At 65.0% G+C, this 14,267-nt stretch carries 26 protein-coding genes; all 26 read left to right on the top strand.

All coding sequences use genetic code 11. The features are described from left to right. Window positions 1-74: 74 nt before the first annotated feature. Complete coding sequence (locus AC5P09_RS07580; protein ID WP_493873063.1) at window positions 75-578, top strand: DNA cytosine methyltransferase; 504 nt, start codon at window positions 75-77, stop codon at window positions 576-578. Beyond that, window positions 475-1,149 carry a DNA (cytosine-5-)-methyltransferase gene (locus tag AC5P09_RS07585; RefSeq protein WP_493873064.1) on the top strand — a complete coding sequence of 225 codons (675 nt, stop codon included), beginning with the start codon at window positions 475-477 and terminating at the stop codon, window positions 1,147-1,149. The genes AC5P09_RS07580 and AC5P09_RS07585 overlap by 104 nt, the downstream gene beginning before the upstream one ends. Then, the gene (locus tag AC5P09_RS07590) at window positions 1,146-1,421 is read left to right on the top strand and encodes a hypothetical protein (protein WP_493873065.1); all 276 of its coding nucleotides are present in this window, start codon (window positions 1,146-1,148) and stop codon (window positions 1,419-1,421) included. Before AC5P09_RS07585 ends, AC5P09_RS07590 begins: the two co-directional genes overlap by 4 nt. Next, complete coding sequence (locus AC5P09_RS07595) at window positions 1,418-2,158, top strand: phiSA1p31-related protein (protein ID WP_493873066.1); 741 nt, start codon at window positions 1,418-1,420, stop codon at window positions 2,156-2,158. Before AC5P09_RS07590 ends, AC5P09_RS07595 begins: the two co-directional genes overlap by 4 nt. Window positions 2,159-2,232: 74 nt before the next feature. Continuing rightward, on the top strand, window positions 2,233-2,748 hold the full coding sequence (locus tag AC5P09_RS07600) for a phiSA1p31-related protein (RefSeq protein ID WP_493873067.1): 516 nt from the start codon (window positions 2,233-2,235) through the stop codon (window positions 2,746-2,748). 77 nt (window positions 2,749-2,825) lie between these two features. Next, window positions 2,826-2,996: a hypothetical protein gene (locus tag AC5P09_RS07605; RefSeq protein ID WP_493873068.1), complete on the top strand. Its 171-nt coding sequence runs from the start codon at window positions 2,826-2,828 to the stop codon at window positions 2,994-2,996. Next, complete coding sequence (locus AC5P09_RS07610) at window positions 2,993-3,190, top strand: hypothetical protein (protein ID WP_493873069.1); 198 nt, start codon at window positions 2,993-2,995, stop codon at window positions 3,188-3,190. Before AC5P09_RS07605 ends, AC5P09_RS07610 begins: the two co-directional genes overlap by 4 nt. After that, the gene (locus tag AC5P09_RS07615) at window positions 3,190-3,498 is read left to right on the top strand and encodes a hypothetical protein (RefSeq protein WP_493873070.1); all 309 of its coding nucleotides are present in this window, start codon (window positions 3,190-3,192) and stop codon (window positions 3,496-3,498) included. Before AC5P09_RS07610 ends, AC5P09_RS07615 begins: the two co-directional genes overlap by 1 nt. Beyond that, window positions 3,498-3,719, top strand: a complete 222-nt coding sequence (locus AC5P09_RS07620) for a hypothetical protein (protein ID WP_493873071.1) — start codon at window positions 3,498-3,500, stop codon at window positions 3,717-3,719. Before AC5P09_RS07615 ends, AC5P09_RS07620 begins: the two co-directional genes overlap by 1 nt. Further along, the gene (locus AC5P09_RS07625; RefSeq protein ID WP_493873072.1) at window positions 3,719-4,006 is read left to right on the top strand and encodes a hypothetical protein; all 288 of its coding nucleotides are present in this window, start codon (window positions 3,719-3,721) and stop codon (window positions 4,004-4,006) included. The genes AC5P09_RS07620 and AC5P09_RS07625 overlap by 1 nt, the downstream gene beginning before the upstream one ends. A 211-nt stretch (window positions 4,007-4,217) precedes the next feature. Beyond that, on the top strand, window positions 4,218-4,355 hold the full coding sequence (locus AC5P09_RS07630; RefSeq protein WP_493873073.1) for a hypothetical protein: 138 nt from the start codon (window positions 4,218-4,220) through the stop codon (window positions 4,353-4,355). 163 nt (window positions 4,356-4,518) lie between these two features. Next, the gene (locus AC5P09_RS07635) at window positions 4,519-4,713 is read left to right on the top strand and encodes a hypothetical protein (protein WP_493873074.1); all 195 of its coding nucleotides are present in this window, start codon (window positions 4,519-4,521) and stop codon (window positions 4,711-4,713) included. A 111-nt stretch (window positions 4,714-4,824) separates the two neighbouring features. Continuing rightward, the gene (locus AC5P09_RS07640) at window positions 4,825-5,037 is read left to right on the top strand and encodes a hypothetical protein (RefSeq protein WP_493873075.1); all 213 of its coding nucleotides are present in this window, start codon (window positions 4,825-4,827) and stop codon (window positions 5,035-5,037) included. 161 nt (window positions 5,038-5,198) lie between these two features. Beyond that, a complete protein-coding gene (locus tag AC5P09_RS07645) occupies window positions 5,199-5,393 on the top strand; it encodes a hypothetical protein (protein ID WP_493873316.1) in 195 nt (64 codons plus the stop codon). An 88-nt stretch (window positions 5,394-5,481) separates the two neighbouring features. Beyond that, entirely contained in the window at window positions 5,482-5,814 is a 333-nt protein-coding gene (locus tag AC5P09_RS07650; protein WP_493873302.1) for an HNH endonuclease, read from the top strand. Next, window positions 5,801-6,205, top strand: a complete 405-nt coding sequence (locus AC5P09_RS07655; RefSeq protein ID WP_493873076.1) for a hypothetical protein — start codon at window positions 5,801-5,803, stop codon at window positions 6,203-6,205. The genes AC5P09_RS07650 and AC5P09_RS07655 overlap by 14 nt, the downstream gene beginning before the upstream one ends. Continuing rightward, a complete protein-coding gene (locus tag AC5P09_RS07660; protein WP_493873077.1) occupies window positions 6,202-6,405 on the top strand; it encodes a hypothetical protein in 204 nt (67 codons plus the stop codon). Before AC5P09_RS07655 ends, AC5P09_RS07660 begins: the two co-directional genes overlap by 4 nt. Window positions 6,406-6,497: 92 nt before the next feature. Beyond that, entirely contained in the window at window positions 6,498-8,975 is a 2,478-nt protein-coding gene (locus AC5P09_RS07665; protein ID WP_493873078.1) for a phage/plasmid primase, P4 family, read from the top strand. Continuing rightward, window positions 8,975-9,379 carry an NUMOD4 domain-containing protein gene (locus AC5P09_RS07670; RefSeq protein WP_493873079.1) on the top strand — a complete coding sequence of 135 codons (405 nt, stop codon included), beginning with the start codon at window positions 8,975-8,977 and terminating at the stop codon, window positions 9,377-9,379. The genes AC5P09_RS07665 and AC5P09_RS07670 overlap by 1 nt, the downstream gene beginning before the upstream one ends. A 119-nt stretch (window positions 9,380-9,498) precedes the next feature. Next, entirely contained in the window at window positions 9,499-11,307 is a 1,809-nt protein-coding gene (locus AC5P09_RS07675; protein WP_493873080.1) for a DNA polymerase, read from the top strand. A gap of 101 nt (window positions 11,308-11,408) precedes the next feature. Further along, window positions 11,409-11,714: an HNH endonuclease gene (locus tag AC5P09_RS07680; protein WP_493873081.1), complete on the top strand. Its 306-nt coding sequence runs from the start codon at window positions 11,409-11,411 to the stop codon at window positions 11,712-11,714. A 269-nt stretch (window positions 11,715-11,983) separates the two neighbouring features. Next, window positions 11,984-12,346 carry a DUF7169 domain-containing protein gene (locus AC5P09_RS07685; RefSeq protein ID WP_493873082.1) on the top strand — a complete coding sequence of 121 codons (363 nt, stop codon included), beginning with the start codon at window positions 11,984-11,986 and terminating at the stop codon, window positions 12,344-12,346. Then, a complete protein-coding gene (locus AC5P09_RS07690) occupies window positions 12,315-12,536 on the top strand; it encodes a hypothetical protein (RefSeq protein ID WP_493873317.1) in 222 nt (73 codons plus the stop codon). Before AC5P09_RS07685 ends, AC5P09_RS07690 begins: the two co-directional genes overlap by 32 nt. A 170-nt stretch (window positions 12,537-12,706) precedes the next feature. After that, window positions 12,707-13,477 carry a helix-turn-helix domain-containing protein gene (locus AC5P09_RS07695; protein WP_493873083.1) on the top strand — a complete coding sequence of 257 codons (771 nt, stop codon included), beginning with the start codon at window positions 12,707-12,709 and terminating at the stop codon, window positions 13,475-13,477. Between the two features lie 37 nt (window positions 13,478-13,514). Then, a complete protein-coding gene (locus tag AC5P09_RS07700) occupies window positions 13,515-13,661 on the top strand; it encodes a hypothetical protein (protein WP_493873084.1) in 147 nt (48 codons plus the stop codon). Window positions 13,662-13,713: 52 nt separating this feature from the next. Then, window positions 13,714-14,229 carry a hypothetical protein gene (locus AC5P09_RS07705; RefSeq protein WP_493873085.1) on the top strand — a complete coding sequence of 172 codons (516 nt, stop codon included), beginning with the start codon at window positions 13,714-13,716 and terminating at the stop codon, window positions 14,227-14,229. Window positions 14,230-14,267: the final 38 nt, after the last annotated feature.

Below are 14,267 nucleotides of genomic sequence, written 5' to 3' on the forward strand. Positions count from 1 at the left end.
CGCCCGCTGCTCACGATTCCGGCGCGAGCAGCGGGCGTCACTCACGATTCTACGCACACTTCAGAGGAGAGAGGATGCCCATCCTTGAGCTTTGCGCCGGGTATGGCGGTCTCGGCATCGCCGTCGAAGCGCTGACGGGCGACAAGGTCACCGTCGTCGCGGAAGTCCACGGAGCTGCCTGCCGAGTCATGGCGCACCGATTCCCCGACGCCCCCAACATCGGCGACGTCAGGTTCACGAACTGGCACGGCCTGGTGGACGAGGACATCGACACCATCACGGCGGGCTTTCCCTGCCAGGACATCAGCAACGCAGGGAAGCGGGAGGGAATCAAGGGTGCCCGTAGTGGAATCTGGTTCAACATCGCTGAAGGCATACGGATTCTTCGACCGCGATACGTCTTCCTGGAGAACGTGGGAGCACTCCGAAATCGGGGACAAGCAGCAGTGCTCACATCGCTTCACGAGATCGGGTATGACGCAGCGTGGACGGCTGTACGAGCTTCCGACATCGGGGCTCCGCACCATCGCGACCGGTGGTTCTGCGTTGCCACACCTTCCGTCCCCGACGGTCAGTGACGCGACCCGCGGCCCCGACTTCGCGAAGAAGACGCGGGAAGGATCGGGCGGCGACGACCTTGTAACTGCCCTTGCCCGCCTCTTCCCGCGGGAGCGGGCAGAGAAGCTGTTCAAGACACCGACGGCGAACTTGGCGAGCAACGGCTCCGCGCAGCACCCCGACAAGCGCAAGGCCGGCGGTCACGGGCCGACGCTGGAGGATGAAGTCGTGTTCCTCCTGAACGTCGATCCGGACGAGGTGGCGGACGACGGACCGCACACTCCCGCGGAGTGGTGGGGCGAGTTCGCGACGTGCGTGTATCGGTGGGAGATCTTCATGGGGCGTCAGGCTCCGATCCCACTCATGCGCGGGCCCCGGGGTGGATTGAAGTTGGCCCCGAAATTCTGCGAATGGATGATGGGTCTCCCCGACGGGTGGGTTACCGACGTTCCGGGTCTGACGCGTGAAGAAATGATCGGCCGTATCGGTAACGGCGTCTGCCCACAGCAAGCATTCGAAGCGTTCCGCTTCCTGAAGGAGCGCATCCACAAGGCATTCACGGAAGAGCTCACTGAGGAGAGAGCAGCATGAGCAAAGCGGAACTGACCGACTTCACTGGCGCCGTCATCAAGCCCGGTCGCTTGATCGCCTACCCGACGCGCAAGGGCAACCGCGTGCGGAACACGGAGGCAGTCGTCATGGAGACGCTGAGCGACAAGGCGTCGGGCCGCGTGGTCCCGAAGCTCAAGGTCATGCCGACGGGTCGCGAGTCGGGGCTGTCCGCGCGGAAGACCGTGAAGACGCAGACCATCGGCGCCGAACACGTTGTCGTCATCGGAGACACGCAGGGGGAGAGCAAGTGACGGAGACGTTCGAGGTCGGTCAGAAGGTCAGTGTCCACGGTGACGTGGAGGCGGAGGTCACTTACGGGCCGTTCCGCAGTACCTACGGGACTTACACCGGCTACGTAGTCCGGATCGGTGGGACGGAGCGCTTGCAGAGGAAGGGCGACCTCACCGCCATCCCCGAGCTTCCGAAGTTCGCCGTCGGGGACAAGGTGGAATACACCGTCGGCGCCTCCATCCGCGGCACCCTGGTGGCTGGCCCGTTCAAGTCGGAGCACCACGACGAGGCAGTGTGGGTCGTGGAGAAGGCCAACGGCACGCACATGACGCCGACGGAGAACGCCCTTCGGAAGGTCACCGACCCCGAGCCCGTCAAGGTCGGCGACCGGGTGCGTGTGGTGCGGAACGGCCGTCTCGACGGCGACAAGAACGTTGGCCAGGTAGGGACTCTGCGGGTGATCGACGAGTTCGACGATCAGCTGCCTTACCGCGTGGAGCTGAACGAGGGGCACTGGTGGTGCGCCGAAGTCGAGCGCGTCGAGGACGAGAACACCCACACCCACAACGGCGTGACGTACGACCTGTCGGCGGAGTGCCGCGACAACGACGGCGACCCCTGGAAGCTCCGGCGAAACCCGGACCTTCGCGACGAGGTTCAGGCGCAGATGGCGCCGATTGGCGCTAGCGACTGGGGCCACTACACCCTTCCGACCCTGGTCACCATGTACGGCCCCCTCACCCTCGTCACCGACTGACCAACCCCGCCCCACGGCCCCCGGACACCGACGATCCGGGGGCCTCTGCATGAGACATTCACGGAGGAGAGAGCATGACAGCGACGTTCAAGGTCGGAGACAAGGTCGTCAACGAGATGTTCGGCCCTGGCGAGATCGTCTATGGCCCGTACGACGTCCCGGGCGGTTCCGCCTACGTCATGAAGCTGGACTACGGCACGCACAAGACGGTGACCGACGCGCTCCTGAAGCCGGCCGCGAAGTTCGCCGTCGGTGACAGGGCGATCGGTACAGCGTCCGGGCGCGCGTACACCATCGAAGCCGGCCCGTTCTTCGGTCCAGGCGAGTGGTACGCCACGCGGGACAGTTGCGGCGACGTGAACCATAACGAGGCGCACTACCTCCGCGCCGTCGAGCCGGAGCCCGCGCGGGACGTCGTCGAGGTTGGCGGGGAGACCTACGAACTGGGCGTCTTCTACCACGACGCCGACGGCGACCGCTGGAAGTTCGAGCGCAGTCTCCTCGGGATCCGCAGCACCTCGGACTCCTTCGAGCGTGGCCGACAGGTGAGCAGCGTCGCGACCCTGTACGGCCCCCTGACCCGCGTCTGACAAACCCGCAGCCCCCGGTGACTTCGGTCCCGGGGGCTTTCGGCGTAGGAGGACCGTTCGGACGAGGGAGAGAGCACATGGCGAAGGTGATTGCGAACAGCGGGATGACGGTCGAGCTGACCGGGCGGGACGTGGAGTTGATCCGGCAGGCGCTCCGGTTCTCGGTCGACAACAACGGCGGGTGGGACTCCGACGACGACTCGGAGGCGAACGCCGTGGAGCGGGCTCTCTCGCGGGGCGTGGAGTGAGCGGAGCCTTCCACGTCATCGACTCCGCCAATGCCCCCGCACTGGGCGACGTCCGTGCGGCCAGCGCAGGAGACCTGATCTACATCCGCCCCGAGGCGACGAGCCGTCGCGACTTCCCGAAGTACTGGGAGGCCGTCGGCGTGGCTTTGGCGAAGGGCGCGCTCGTGCATGTGATGAATCGAGAGGAGAGCTAGTGCCGACACGAGAGTTCACCCGAGAGCAGCTCGAACAGATGGGCGTCCCATACGGCTGGGACGCGGAGCCGGGCAAGGAAGCGGAGATCCTCCGCGAGCGGCAGACCGACACCCGACGGTGGGTGTCGTGGCACGAAGTTCTGTTCCGGGCGCCGGACGACGGCAAGGTCTACGCCGTCGACTACCAACAGGGACTCACGGAGTCGCAGGACGGCACCGACCTGTGGGACGACGAGGACACCGTCACGGCCGTCGAGATGGAGCCGTACGAGATCACCGTGACGGAGTGGCGGGAGGTGAAGGACTGATGGGCGTCTTCGACGGTGCAACCTACAGCGTCACAGTCTTCCGCAGGGGCGACGACGACGAGGAGAGCGAGCACACTGACGATCCGCGCACGCTCGTCGAGCAGCTCCGCGCGGACCCGGACGTGAGGGCCGTGGAGACTCACACGGTGCATTACATGATCGGCGAGTATCAGGGCGATCTCTCGTTCGGTGACCCCTACGATGACGAGGACGAGGCCTGATGGCGCGTCGCATGGTCGGCGACGACCAGGAGGTCTACCGCGTCATCGTCGTCCGGCGCGAGCGCAGGGACAACCCTGAGTGGGTGCGCGGAGTCATCGGGCCGGACAATCCGCGCTTCCTCTGGGACGGCCCGGAACACACGCATGCCTACGGCCCGTACAACTCCATCGGTGCCGCGCGTGGGCAACTCACGTCACATACGGCGGACGCCTACGGCGGATCGCTGAACGGCGTTGTGGGCGGCAAGATTCAGAAGGCACACACGACGTGGGAGGACGTGAACTGATGGCACGCGCCATTGGCTACGACGATGAAGAGTGCTTCCGACTCGTCGAGTCGTTCACTCGGTCCGACGGCTCACAGAGCTGCATCACGTGGGGGCCGTACTCCACCCTCGCGGCGGCTCGCGGCATGCGGACCAGACAGGAGCGCCGGCCGATGTACGCGAACTCTGTGTTCACGATCGACCGTTCCCCCATCGCTTGGGTGAGCGTCGAGTGATCCGCGAGCCGAACACCCGAATCGTCCACCCCGTCCCCGACCCGATCCCCGTCGAGTTCGACAAGCCACGCTGCGTGTATGCCTCGTGGCCGTGGCTGACGGAGGAGTTCATGCGGGAGGTGGAGGAGGGGTGAGGGCGTATCGGAAGACGAGCACACAGCACCGGTTCTGTGTCTACCTGACGGAAGACGAGAGGGACCGTCTGTTGGAGGAGCTGAGGCGCATCATCGACCCCAGCTTCTGGCCGACGCTTTCGCGTCTGTACGCGCACGTCAATGCACCGCGAGAGGAGAGCCTGTGAGCCGCATCAACATCCACGAGACCACTACCGGCAGCAGTCGTCTGGAGATCAACCTCCCCGCGCTTCAGAAGGGGGAGGAGAGCCACTCCTTCACCGATGGCGAGGAGCTCGGGGCGGTGTCGACGATCATCGATCTCCTCGACGAGCTCGACAACGGCGAGGCGCTCGTGATCACGCGAGAGATCTGGTGACGACGTGCAACAGCTCCTGATTGCCGCAACGCTCATCCCATCATTCGTCGCACTGGGCGCGCTCGTCTTCGCCTTCGTGTGGCTGACGCTGAACCGACCAGAGGAGACCCCGTGTTCCGAGTAGCCCAGACGCGTGAAGCCTTCGCGTACCCCGTCGGCAAGGTGTGGGGCCCCTACGTCGAGGAGTGTGACGCGCAGGAGCGCGTGAAGACGCTCCGGTCCTTCGATGGGGACGGCGTCATCGAGTCGGGCGAGTTCGGCTCTCCGTGCGGCCTCAGCCTCGTCGACGCTGGCGGAGGTGGGGGAGTGATGGCGACCGCCTGACGCAGTCTTCGCAGAGTGATCACACTCGCGCGGACCTCGTGAACACGCGTAACCCGCACATCTGTTCCCTCGTTAATCGACTCAGACCACGAGCACTCGGGTGAGTCGGTTGCAAACAGGCACGGAGGCAGGGGGTGTCTCTGTGGGGAGAGGCGGAACAGATGGCGGACACGGGCTCAGCAGCGAGCGACGGCGAAGGAGTGCTGACGTACGGCGGGAAGACGTGGAGGGTCACGTCAGCGCCGGTGATCGTCGAATCCCACGAAGAAGAAGACCTCATAGAGGTCTGGGTGAAGAGAGGTGAGGACCTCGGAGATCAGACCGATCCCCAGTCTTCCAGGGGCATGGGCCGCTGAAGACGGAACCATCCTTCGGCCGTACAAGCCGTACACATCGGCCGGCACCGACTACGGAAAGATAACCGCCTGGGGGCGGACGGTCGCGGTGCACCGCGCGGTGTGCGAGGCGTTTCACGGGGCTCCGCCATCCGCGGTGCACCACGCCGCACATCTGGACGGGAATCCGAGCAACAACACTGCGACGAACCTCGCCTGGGCGACCCCCGCGGAGAACGCCGCTCACTGCGTTGCGCACGGCACTGTCCAGCGCGGGGCAATGCACTACGCAAGCAAGGTGACCGAGCGCGATGTGCGAGTCATTCGCAGAGCTCGACGGTTGGGCCTAGCCCCCGCCAAGTTGGCCGATCGTTTCGGGATCAGCAAGGCGACGGTGTCCAACATAGCCGCGGGGAGGACGTGGGCCCATGTCAGCGAGTAAGGCCAAAGGCACCGCGTGGGAGTCGGCCATAGTCGGCTATCTGCGCGAGCAGCACAGCCCGGGCGTCCATCGCAACGTGCAGATGGGCGCCCGCGACATTGGTGACATCGACGGCTACTACCTCCACGCGCTAGAGGCGAAGGCGGAGAAGTCAATCACGCTCGCCGACTACATCGCGCAGGCCAATCGGGAAGCCGTTCACGCCGGCCAGCCCTTCGGGTGCGCGGTCGTCAAGCGGCGCATGAAGGGCGTGGCTGACGGCTATGTCGTGCGGGACGTGCGGACGGATGTCCGGCTCCTCAACCGGCTCCGGGACATGGAGGAGGCGCTCCAGGGCGAGAACTCAGAGCTGTACGAGTCGCTCGACAAACAGCACCGGGAGGCAGCGTGAATCAGGCAGTTATCGAGTTCTCGGGGTGGCTCACCGTGTACCCCGGTGACGAGTACGAGGGCGGGGAGATGTCGGATGAGGAGGCTCGGGGCTGGATCTCTCACGCCATGGCGCGGGGCGACAAGCACGCTGGCAACTACCTGACGAACGCGGGCCTCGTCGGGTCCGTCGAGTACGAGGACTACGACGGACCCGAGTAGCGCCAAACGTTCGGCGGTCTAGTACCGCAAAGCACTGACACAAGGGGCGTCCTCCGGGGCGCCCCTTCCGCATGCACCGGAGGGGAAAGACCTTGCGACTGTCGGAGATCCTGGGGCGACTGAGCGGCGTAGAGGAGGATCACGACGGCTACCTTGCGCTCTGCCCCGCGCACAGTGACCGGAACCACCCGAGCCTGAAGCTCACGCTCAAAGACGGCGGCATGCTCCTGATGACGTGCCGCACCGGGTGCGCCAAGCGTGACGTCCTGGACAAGCTCCGCATGCGGGAGGCGGATCTCTTCGACGTCGTCAACGACATGGGCGCGTCGACGATCAGCGCGAAGGCGCCGGAGTCGATCGGCATCGCGGAGATTGCTGGACTACGGGCATTCGTCAACGAGACGTCATCCGCGCTGAAGCCTGGCTCCGAAGCGGCGTCGTACATCTTCGACCGCTTCGGCGTGACGGTGGAGCTCGCGGAAGACCTGGACGTCGGTTACTGCGCTCCCGGTACACGCCCTCAGCCCTGGCTCTCTCGTGGATTCACTCGCTACCCGCGCGTGACGGTCCCGCTTGCTGGCTTCGACGGTGTGGTCCGCGGCCTCCAGGGGCGCGACCTCTCGAAGAAGTGCCCTGCTCGATGGGTCTCCCTGGCGAACGTGGAGGGGAGGACGTGGGCGAAGTACGGCGTCCTGACTGCCGGCGCCGGGTACGACACGATCCTTGTGACGGAGGGGCCGGGGGACGGGCTGACGTCCGTCGGCGTCGGCTACGACGCGCTCCTCATCCGCGGTGCTGGTCTGGCACGGAACGCTGTCCTCGTCGCGGAGCTCGTCGAGCACCTTCGTGGCCGTGACGTGGTGCTCGCGTTCGACCCTGACGACGCTGGAGCGCGCGGTATCGGGGCCCTGGCGACGGCACTCGTCGAGGATGGCAACGCTCCGCGTCAGCTGCCTTTCCCCAACGCGGGGGAGGACTTGACTGCGTGGCGTGAGCGGACGCCGGAGACCTTCGCGGCGGAGTTGCATAGGGCCGTCCGGTCGGCGGCCGTCGTCGAGGTGAAGGAGCCTGAGACGGCTCCCGCTGTGGAGGACGAGCTAGATCTCCCGGCGACGGATGCGGCACTGGCAACCATGGATCTGTCTGCGCGCCAGATGTTCGATCAGACCGACGTCGGCGTTGCCGTGCGGCTGCGGGACTTCATGAGCCGCAACGGAGGCGGCGTGCGCTATGCGCGCGGTCTCGGATTCCTGACGTGGGACGGGAAGATCTGGACGGCGGGGGAGGCGAAGGTTCGCGAGTCACTCCATCTGATGGGCGCGGAACTGATCGCGTCGGGGGAGGAGGCGAACCGGCGTCTTGCGCTGAAGGCTCTGACCAACCGGTCCATCGACGCCGTGATGAAGGAACTCCCGTCCGTCCCCGGCGTACCGGCCGACGCTCAGGACTTCGACTCGCGGCATGAGTTGCTGTCCGTCGCCAACGGAACAGTGAACCTCCGTACGGGGCAGATGCACCCGCACACCCCGGACGACATGATCACGAAACGGCTGAACGTCGCCTTCTACCCTGACGCCCCTGCAACGAGGTGGAACCAGTTCCTCGCCGAGGTGTTCCCGGATCATCCGGAACTGCCCATGTTCATGCGCCGTCTCGTCGGCTACGGAATCACAGGCTCGACGTCAGAGCACTGCTTCGCGTTTATGCATGGGCAGGGGAGCAACGGGAAGAGCGTGTTTCTGGACGCCCTGATTCACGTCTTCAAGGGTGTCACGCAGGCTACGCAGTTCTCGACGTTTGAGAAGTCGGTGAACGTCGGTCAGGCGTCGCCGGAACTTGCGTCCCTGCGCGGTGCTCGGATCGTCACTAGCAGCGAAACGGAGAAATACAGCCGTCTCGCCGAAGCACTCGTGAAACAACTCACCGGGGGCGACCCGATCACGTGCCGCTTCCTGAACCAGAACCCGTTCACCTACGTTCCGTCATTCCTACTTCTAGTGGCAGGGAATTTCAAGCCTGCCATCTTGTCGCAGGACGAAGGTTCGTGGAGGCGCGTCAAGTTGATTCCCTTTGACGCGGTCTTCTCCTACGCCCTCGGCAACAAGGACCCGGGACTTCCAGCCAAGCTGCGGGATGAGGCCGAAGGAATCCTCTCGTGGGCGGTCGCCGGCGCCGTGGAATGGTACGCACATGGGTTGGGGGAGCCCGCATCCGTGGCTTCCGCAACTCAGGATTACCGGGAGTCAGAGGACCGCCTAGAGCCGTTCATTGAGGCGTGTCTAGTCCGCGAAAAGGGTGCTCGTGTCGCCCCGATGGCCGTGCGGCGTGCTTACAAGGACTGGGCTGAGGATGCCGCCTTGGATCGGAAGGAGATACTTTCCGGCTGGGCGCTTTCCGTGGAATTGGAGTCGCGGAAATTCAAGAAAGACAAGCGCGGCGGAAAGTGGGGGTTCAACGGCATTCGCCTCATGACTGACGAGGAGAAGGAGCACGCCGCCCGGATTGCCGAGGGGGCTCCCGAGCCATCAGCGGCCACCGGTTCGGTGAACATCTTCGGAGAGGCGAAGTAATGGACGATCGGTGGTGGAGCGTGCCGGGATTCCCCGGCTACTCCGTGAGCGACCAGGGGCGTGTCAGGAACGTCAGAGGCAAGATCCTTCGCCCGTGGGTTATCGGAGGCGGCTACTTGCTGATTCGCCTGTACCGGGACGGAGTCGGCACGGCGTTCCCGGTCAACCGGCTCACCAACCTTCGGTGGGCCACCCCGTCCGACAACAACGCGGACAAGCTGCTACATGGTACCGACCAGCGAGGAGAGCGGTCAGGGCTGGCCAAGGTCACCGCCGCTGATGTGCTGGAGATACGTAGGCGTCTCGAAGAGGGAGAGCTACAGGAGGCATTGGGCAGGGAGTTCGGCCTGACGCAGACGGGCGTGTCCCGGATCAAGCTGCGCAAGAACTGGAGGCACATCTGATGATCACGCACAGCTTCCCCGTGCTGGGGCAGAACATCCCCGTCTACGTGCCCCAGACCGACGACGATCTCCGCCTCTTCCGCCAGTACGTCACCGACGCTGCGAGCCGCGGAGAGCGCGTGGCGCTGGACACGGAGACGACTGGGCTCGGGACGTTCACCCGTGGCTTCCGGATCAGGACGGTTCAGTACGGGACCCCGGATCAGGCATGGGTGCTTCAGGTGGAGAAGGGCAAGGCACTCACGGAGCACGCAGCGTGGGCGGCCAACACCCTCCCGGCGCTGTCCATGCAGAACCAGAATTTCGATCAGCTCGCCATGGACCGTCACATCCCCGGCGTGCGGCTGGAAGACCTGGCGCCGAAGACGCTCGACACCTACATCCATCTCCACTTGTCCGACCCCCGGCGAAAGGACCAGGGCGGCCCTGGCAACAAGCTGAAGGAGGCGGCAGAACACTACGTCGACCCGTCCGCCCCCGACACGCAGAACGGCCTCATCGAGGAGTTCCACAAGATCGGCCGGACGAAGGATGACGGCTGGGCGTACATCGACATCAACAACCCTAAATATCTTTCCTACGCCGGTGGGGATGTGATTCTGACATCCCGCCTCCTGCCCAAGGTGCAGCAACGGGTGCGGGAGTTGGGCATCAATCCGGCGCTAATCCCCTTCGAACACCAAGTCGCCTTCGTCTGCGCCCTCGTCGAGCGACGTGGAATGCGGATCAACCGCGAGTACACGTCGCACCTCTCCGCGCAGTTGGCTGAGGAGTCGGCCCGGTGGGCTGCGGAGGCTAAGAAGTACGGGGTCGTCAACATCAACTCAACCCGCCAGGTCTCCGAGGCCCTTCTCGGCATGGGGGAGAAAATCCCGGAGCGGACGGCTGGCGGTGCGGTCCAGGTCGACGGCAAGGTGCTGAAGCGCCTGGCCGACGTCGACAAGGATTGGGAGCCGATCGAGTCGCGCACTCCCAACCCGCTGGCCATGGCCATCCTGCGGAGCAAGCGCGCATCCAAGTGGAAGATGTCCTATGCGGATGCGATGCTCCGCACAGCGGACGAGAACGACCGCGTACATCCCAAGATCGGCGCACTCGCCGCACGTACAGCGCGAATGGCTATCAGTGACCCGCCGTTCCAACAGCTCCCGTCGGGCAAGTGGGAGGTCCGGCACTGCGTCGTCACCGACGAGGGAAACCGGGTCATCTCCGTCGACTACTCGTCCGTGGAACCGCGCGTCATGGCGGCTCTGTCGGGCGACGAGAAGATGACGGCCGCGATCCTGCGGGGCGACGACCTCCACAACCTGACGGCAGCGTCGGTGTACAGATCCGACTTCACGCCTGGACAGCGGAAGGTGGCGAAGGTCGTTCAACTGGGCGTCGCCTACGGAGGAGGAGCGAAGACGATCGCGGCCCAAACGGGCCTGTCGTTGGCTGCCGCACAGGACGCCGTGCGTGGCTACAAGCGGACGTACCCGCGACTCGCTCGGTACATCCGGCAGCTTCAGGGCAAGGTCATCCGCAACGGCTACACGCTCCGCACCCCGTCCGGCCGGCGACTCGTCTTCGACCGTGACGCGGCCTATGCCTCGTTCAACGGGGAGATCCAGTCGACGGCCCGGGACATCTTCGCTCAGGGCATGTTGGAGATCCACGCTCGCGGCCTCACGCCTCACGTGCTGCTTCCCGTCCATGACGAGATCGTCGCGGATGCTCCGGAGCGGGAGGCGGAGACCGTCGCACGGGAGATCGGGGAGGCGATGGCAACAACCATCCGTGGCATCCCGATTGGTACCGATCCCGATGTTGGCGGGCAGAGCTGGGGATCCCTGTACATGAAGAAGGCGAGCACGATGACGAGTAACGACCCCTGGTACGCGGCGCATCCCGACGAGGCGCACGCGGCGGAGAAGGCACGCGCATGACGCCCGCACGTCTCGCGCCTCCTATTGCGGGACGTGCGACCACAGTTGACCGTGCGGTGGCGGGTTTTCGCCCCTCTGCCGCGCGGTCGGTAGCCCGTCCCATGCGCATCACGCCCTCTTTGCGTCCCCCTGAACCGCCCCTGTACCCCTCCCGGCGTGACGCTCTGCGACGGTGGGAGGAGTCTGAGGACTGGTCCTGTACCTACTGCGACTCCGCATTCAGCCCGATGGTTGTAGCGGAGGTGGACCACGTTCATCCGCTTGCGAGGGGCGGCCTTCACGAATGGTTCAACCTTGCGCCCGCGTGCGCCTGGTGCAACCGGACGAAGGCCGATCGGGACGTTGCTGAGTGGCTGTCAGAAACCACAGGTGAGAGCTTCACCGTCGACGACGACGCGGTTACGTAGCGAAGCCTGACGGGGCGTCCATCGCCTTCACAAGTTCTTCGCAATGTTACGACTTCATTACGACGGAATGGTCTATTCCGACTTGTGGCGGCCGACATAACCCCAGGTGAGATTGGGTGGCCGACATAACCAGGTCGCCTGACCTGAATCGCAGAACTAGACAAAGCCCCGTATAGCGGTCGAGATAACGGAGCTGATCCGGCCGCTTGATGATTGCCTGTGGAGGTTGTGTGACTTACAGTCCTGATCAAGTCGCAGACGGACAACGAATGATCGAACTCCTCGACCGGCTGACAGAGGCCGTGACCGAGATTCGACAGTTCATGACCGTCTACGACGACGCAGTAACCCTGCCAGGCCGCCGACGGTCTGGAGTGGATGCGGACGGAGGCCGGCAGGCGACGCGCGGACCGTCCCGCCCGACCGAAGTGTGTGCACTCGATGAGTGTCGCATTGCTCTTCAAGCAGAACTGAAGAACGGCGTCAAGGAGCTGCCTTACGCAGTAGCGAAAGTTCTTGGCGTCTCCGCATCCATGGATCGTGCCCTAGCCCGCTGGGAGGGGGAGGACACGGCCCTTCAGGTTCCAGGGGGAACAACAGTTGATCATCGTAACGGGGCCGCAGGACACTGACGACGCGGTGGAGCTGATCGAGGAAGTGTCAGGGCTCCTCGACGGCCTTCCCGCCTACAGCGTCGTACTCCAATGGGCCGCCGCAACCGCCCTGTACTGCCTCACCGGCTGGGACAGGTGCCCGAAGGCCGTGGCTGACGTGATGATTGCCGAGACGTTCGGGCTCATGATCCATCACCTCCCTGTCTGACTAGCGCGAAACGTTTGACGCTCCGGCGTTCGCCCCCGTCCGGTACGCGGGACGGGGGCTTTCGTTTACCCAAATCACTGTGTGACCCACGTCACTAACACTCACCCAAACATTTCCGCTCTGGCGCCCCATTACGTCAGTAACGCCAGGCATACACGGAGGAGAACGACATGAGCCGCGTCGAGGTTACGGACGAGCAGATCAAGGCCGCGCAGTCGGGCGACAGTGACGCCATGTGGGAGATCGTCCAGGCGTTCGATCCGATGTTCTCCGGCATGATCCGGTCCGTTGCCTCCGGTGCGAGCCGGGAGGACGCGGAGGATCTCCTCCAGGAGGCCCGCGCGGTTCTGATCCAGCACGTCCGCGCCTACGACTCCGAGGCGTCGTCGGCAAAGCTGACGAGCTTCGTCTTCCAGGCCGCACGACGTTGCATCGCGGAGGAGCACGTCAAGTCGACGACCGCCCTTACCGTCGACCCGACGGCAGTGCTTCGCGTAAAGCGCGCGCTGTGGCAGGGGGGCGGCAACGTCGACCAGGCGTGGGAGATCCTCTCCACATGCTCCAACGCGAAGAACCGTATGGAGCGTGAGCGCTTCATGTCGGTCGTCGAGGCACTGGCAGGGACGGAGAGCCTGGACGCCCCCGCGGGTTCCGACGACGGTGACGGCTCCGGCCTGACTCTCACCGACGTCATCGCCGATCCCGCCTCCGAGATCTCCGATCCCGCGGAGCGTCGCGACCTGGCCCGGTGGCTCATGACGCAGATCCCGCAGCGTCAGGCATTCGCGCTCCGTGCCTTCTACGGCGTGCAGATGAGCCGCCAGGAGGACACGCAGACCCGTGACGACCTGGGCGTCACGGCGTCCACCCTCCGAGGCCTGCGCCGCTCGGGCGCCGACAACGCCCGCAGGGTTGCCGACGTTCACGGCCTGGCCGCGTAAGACACACCCGCTACTGACACCGACAGGACTGACGACCATGAACCGACTTCCCTCCCTCGACGACTACGACGTCCAGGGCGTTCGCCCCGACGAGGCCGCCCTCTGGGGCGACGACGTGATGTACGCGGTGGAGACCCGGATCGACTCAACGCCGCTCGAAGGTTTTTCGATCGAGACCGTCTGACCCGAGCAGCGCTAAACGTTTGGCACTGCGTCAATCACACACGAGGAGAGACATGACCAAGTACATCGCACAGTGCCGGCTGTCGTCCTACGACACCATGAAGGCGCAGGTCGACGAGGGTGACGTAGAGGTTGCCGCCTTGAAGGACGACGAGAACCTGATGGAGGTTTACCTCCGCCCCAACGAGGCCCGCACCTTCGCCCGCGGGATCCTCGCCCTGGCCGACGAGATCGACGGGGGAGAGGTGGCGGAGGCCGCCCCCATCAAGGTCGGTGACCGGGTGGAGATCGTGCGCGCGGAGGCGTGCAGTCGCCACGAGGAGGGCGGAGCGGGAATCGTCGATGAGGTCGACAGCCGCGACCCGCGCCTTCCCTTCCGCATCGTCGACGAGCAGGGGTACTTCATCGCGTGGGCGGGAGCGGTCCGCAAGGTCGATGAGCCGGCGGCCAACACCCCTGCTCCCACCTTCGCCGACCACATGGCGGAGGCGAAGAAGCTGCTCGTGAGCAGCGTGCACACCGGAGCCGACATCATCACCCTCGCCCGCGAGCTGGCCGACCGGGCGTAGCGCTAAACGTTTGTCGCTGCATCAGACACTCACAGAGG

Source organism: Streptomyces sp. a15, assembly GCF_059026085.1.

Coding starts and splice junctions, on each gene's coding strand:
- AC5P09_RS07705 (WP_493873085.1), top strand. CDS start 13,714: ATGACCAAGTACATCGCACAGTGCCGGCTGTCGTCCTACGACACCATG.
- AC5P09_RS07670 (WP_493873079.1), top strand. CDS start 8,975: ATGGACGATCGGTGGTGGAGCGTGCCGGGATTCCCCGGCTACTCCGTG.
- AC5P09_RS07590 (WP_493873065.1), top strand. CDS start 1,146: ATGAGCAAAGCGGAACTGACCGACTTCACTGGCGCCGTCATCAAGCCC.
- AC5P09_RS07680 (WP_493873081.1), top strand. CDS start 11,409: ATGCGCATCACGCCCTCTTTGCGTCCCCCTGAACCGCCCCTGTACCCC.
- AC5P09_RS07585 (WP_493873064.1), top strand. CDS start 475: ATGACGCAGCGTGGACGGCTGTACGAGCTTCCGACATCGGGGCTCCGC.
- AC5P09_RS07625 (WP_493873072.1), top strand. CDS start 3,719: ATGGCGCGTCGCATGGTCGGCGACGACCAGGAGGTCTACCGCGTCATC.
- AC5P09_RS07620 (WP_493873071.1), top strand. CDS start 3,498: ATGGGCGTCTTCGACGGTGCAACCTACAGCGTCACAGTCTTCCGCAGG.
- AC5P09_RS07685 (WP_493873082.1), top strand. CDS start 11,984: ATGATCGAACTCCTCGACCGGCTGACAGAGGCCGTGACCGAGATTCGA.
- AC5P09_RS07580 (WP_493873063.1), top strand. CDS start 75: ATGCCCATCCTTGAGCTTTGCGCCGGGTATGGCGGTCTCGGCATCGCC.
- AC5P09_RS07645 (WP_493873316.1), top strand. CDS start 5,199: ATGGCGGACACGGGCTCAGCAGCGAGCGACGGCGAAGGAGTGCTGACG.
- AC5P09_RS07655 (WP_493873076.1), top strand. CDS start 5,801: ATGTCAGCGAGTAAGGCCAAAGGCACCGCGTGGGAGTCGGCCATAGTC.
- AC5P09_RS07695 (WP_493873083.1), top strand. CDS start 12,707: ATGAGCCGCGTCGAGGTTACGGACGAGCAGATCAAGGCCGCGCAGTCG.
- AC5P09_RS07700 (WP_493873084.1), top strand. CDS start 13,515: ATGAACCGACTTCCCTCCCTCGACGACTACGACGTCCAGGGCGTTCGC.
- AC5P09_RS07600 (WP_493873067.1), top strand. CDS start 2,233: ATGACAGCGACGTTCAAGGTCGGAGACAAGGTCGTCAACGAGATGTTC.
- AC5P09_RS07605 (WP_493873068.1), top strand. CDS start 2,826: ATGGCGAAGGTGATTGCGAACAGCGGGATGACGGTCGAGCTGACCGGG.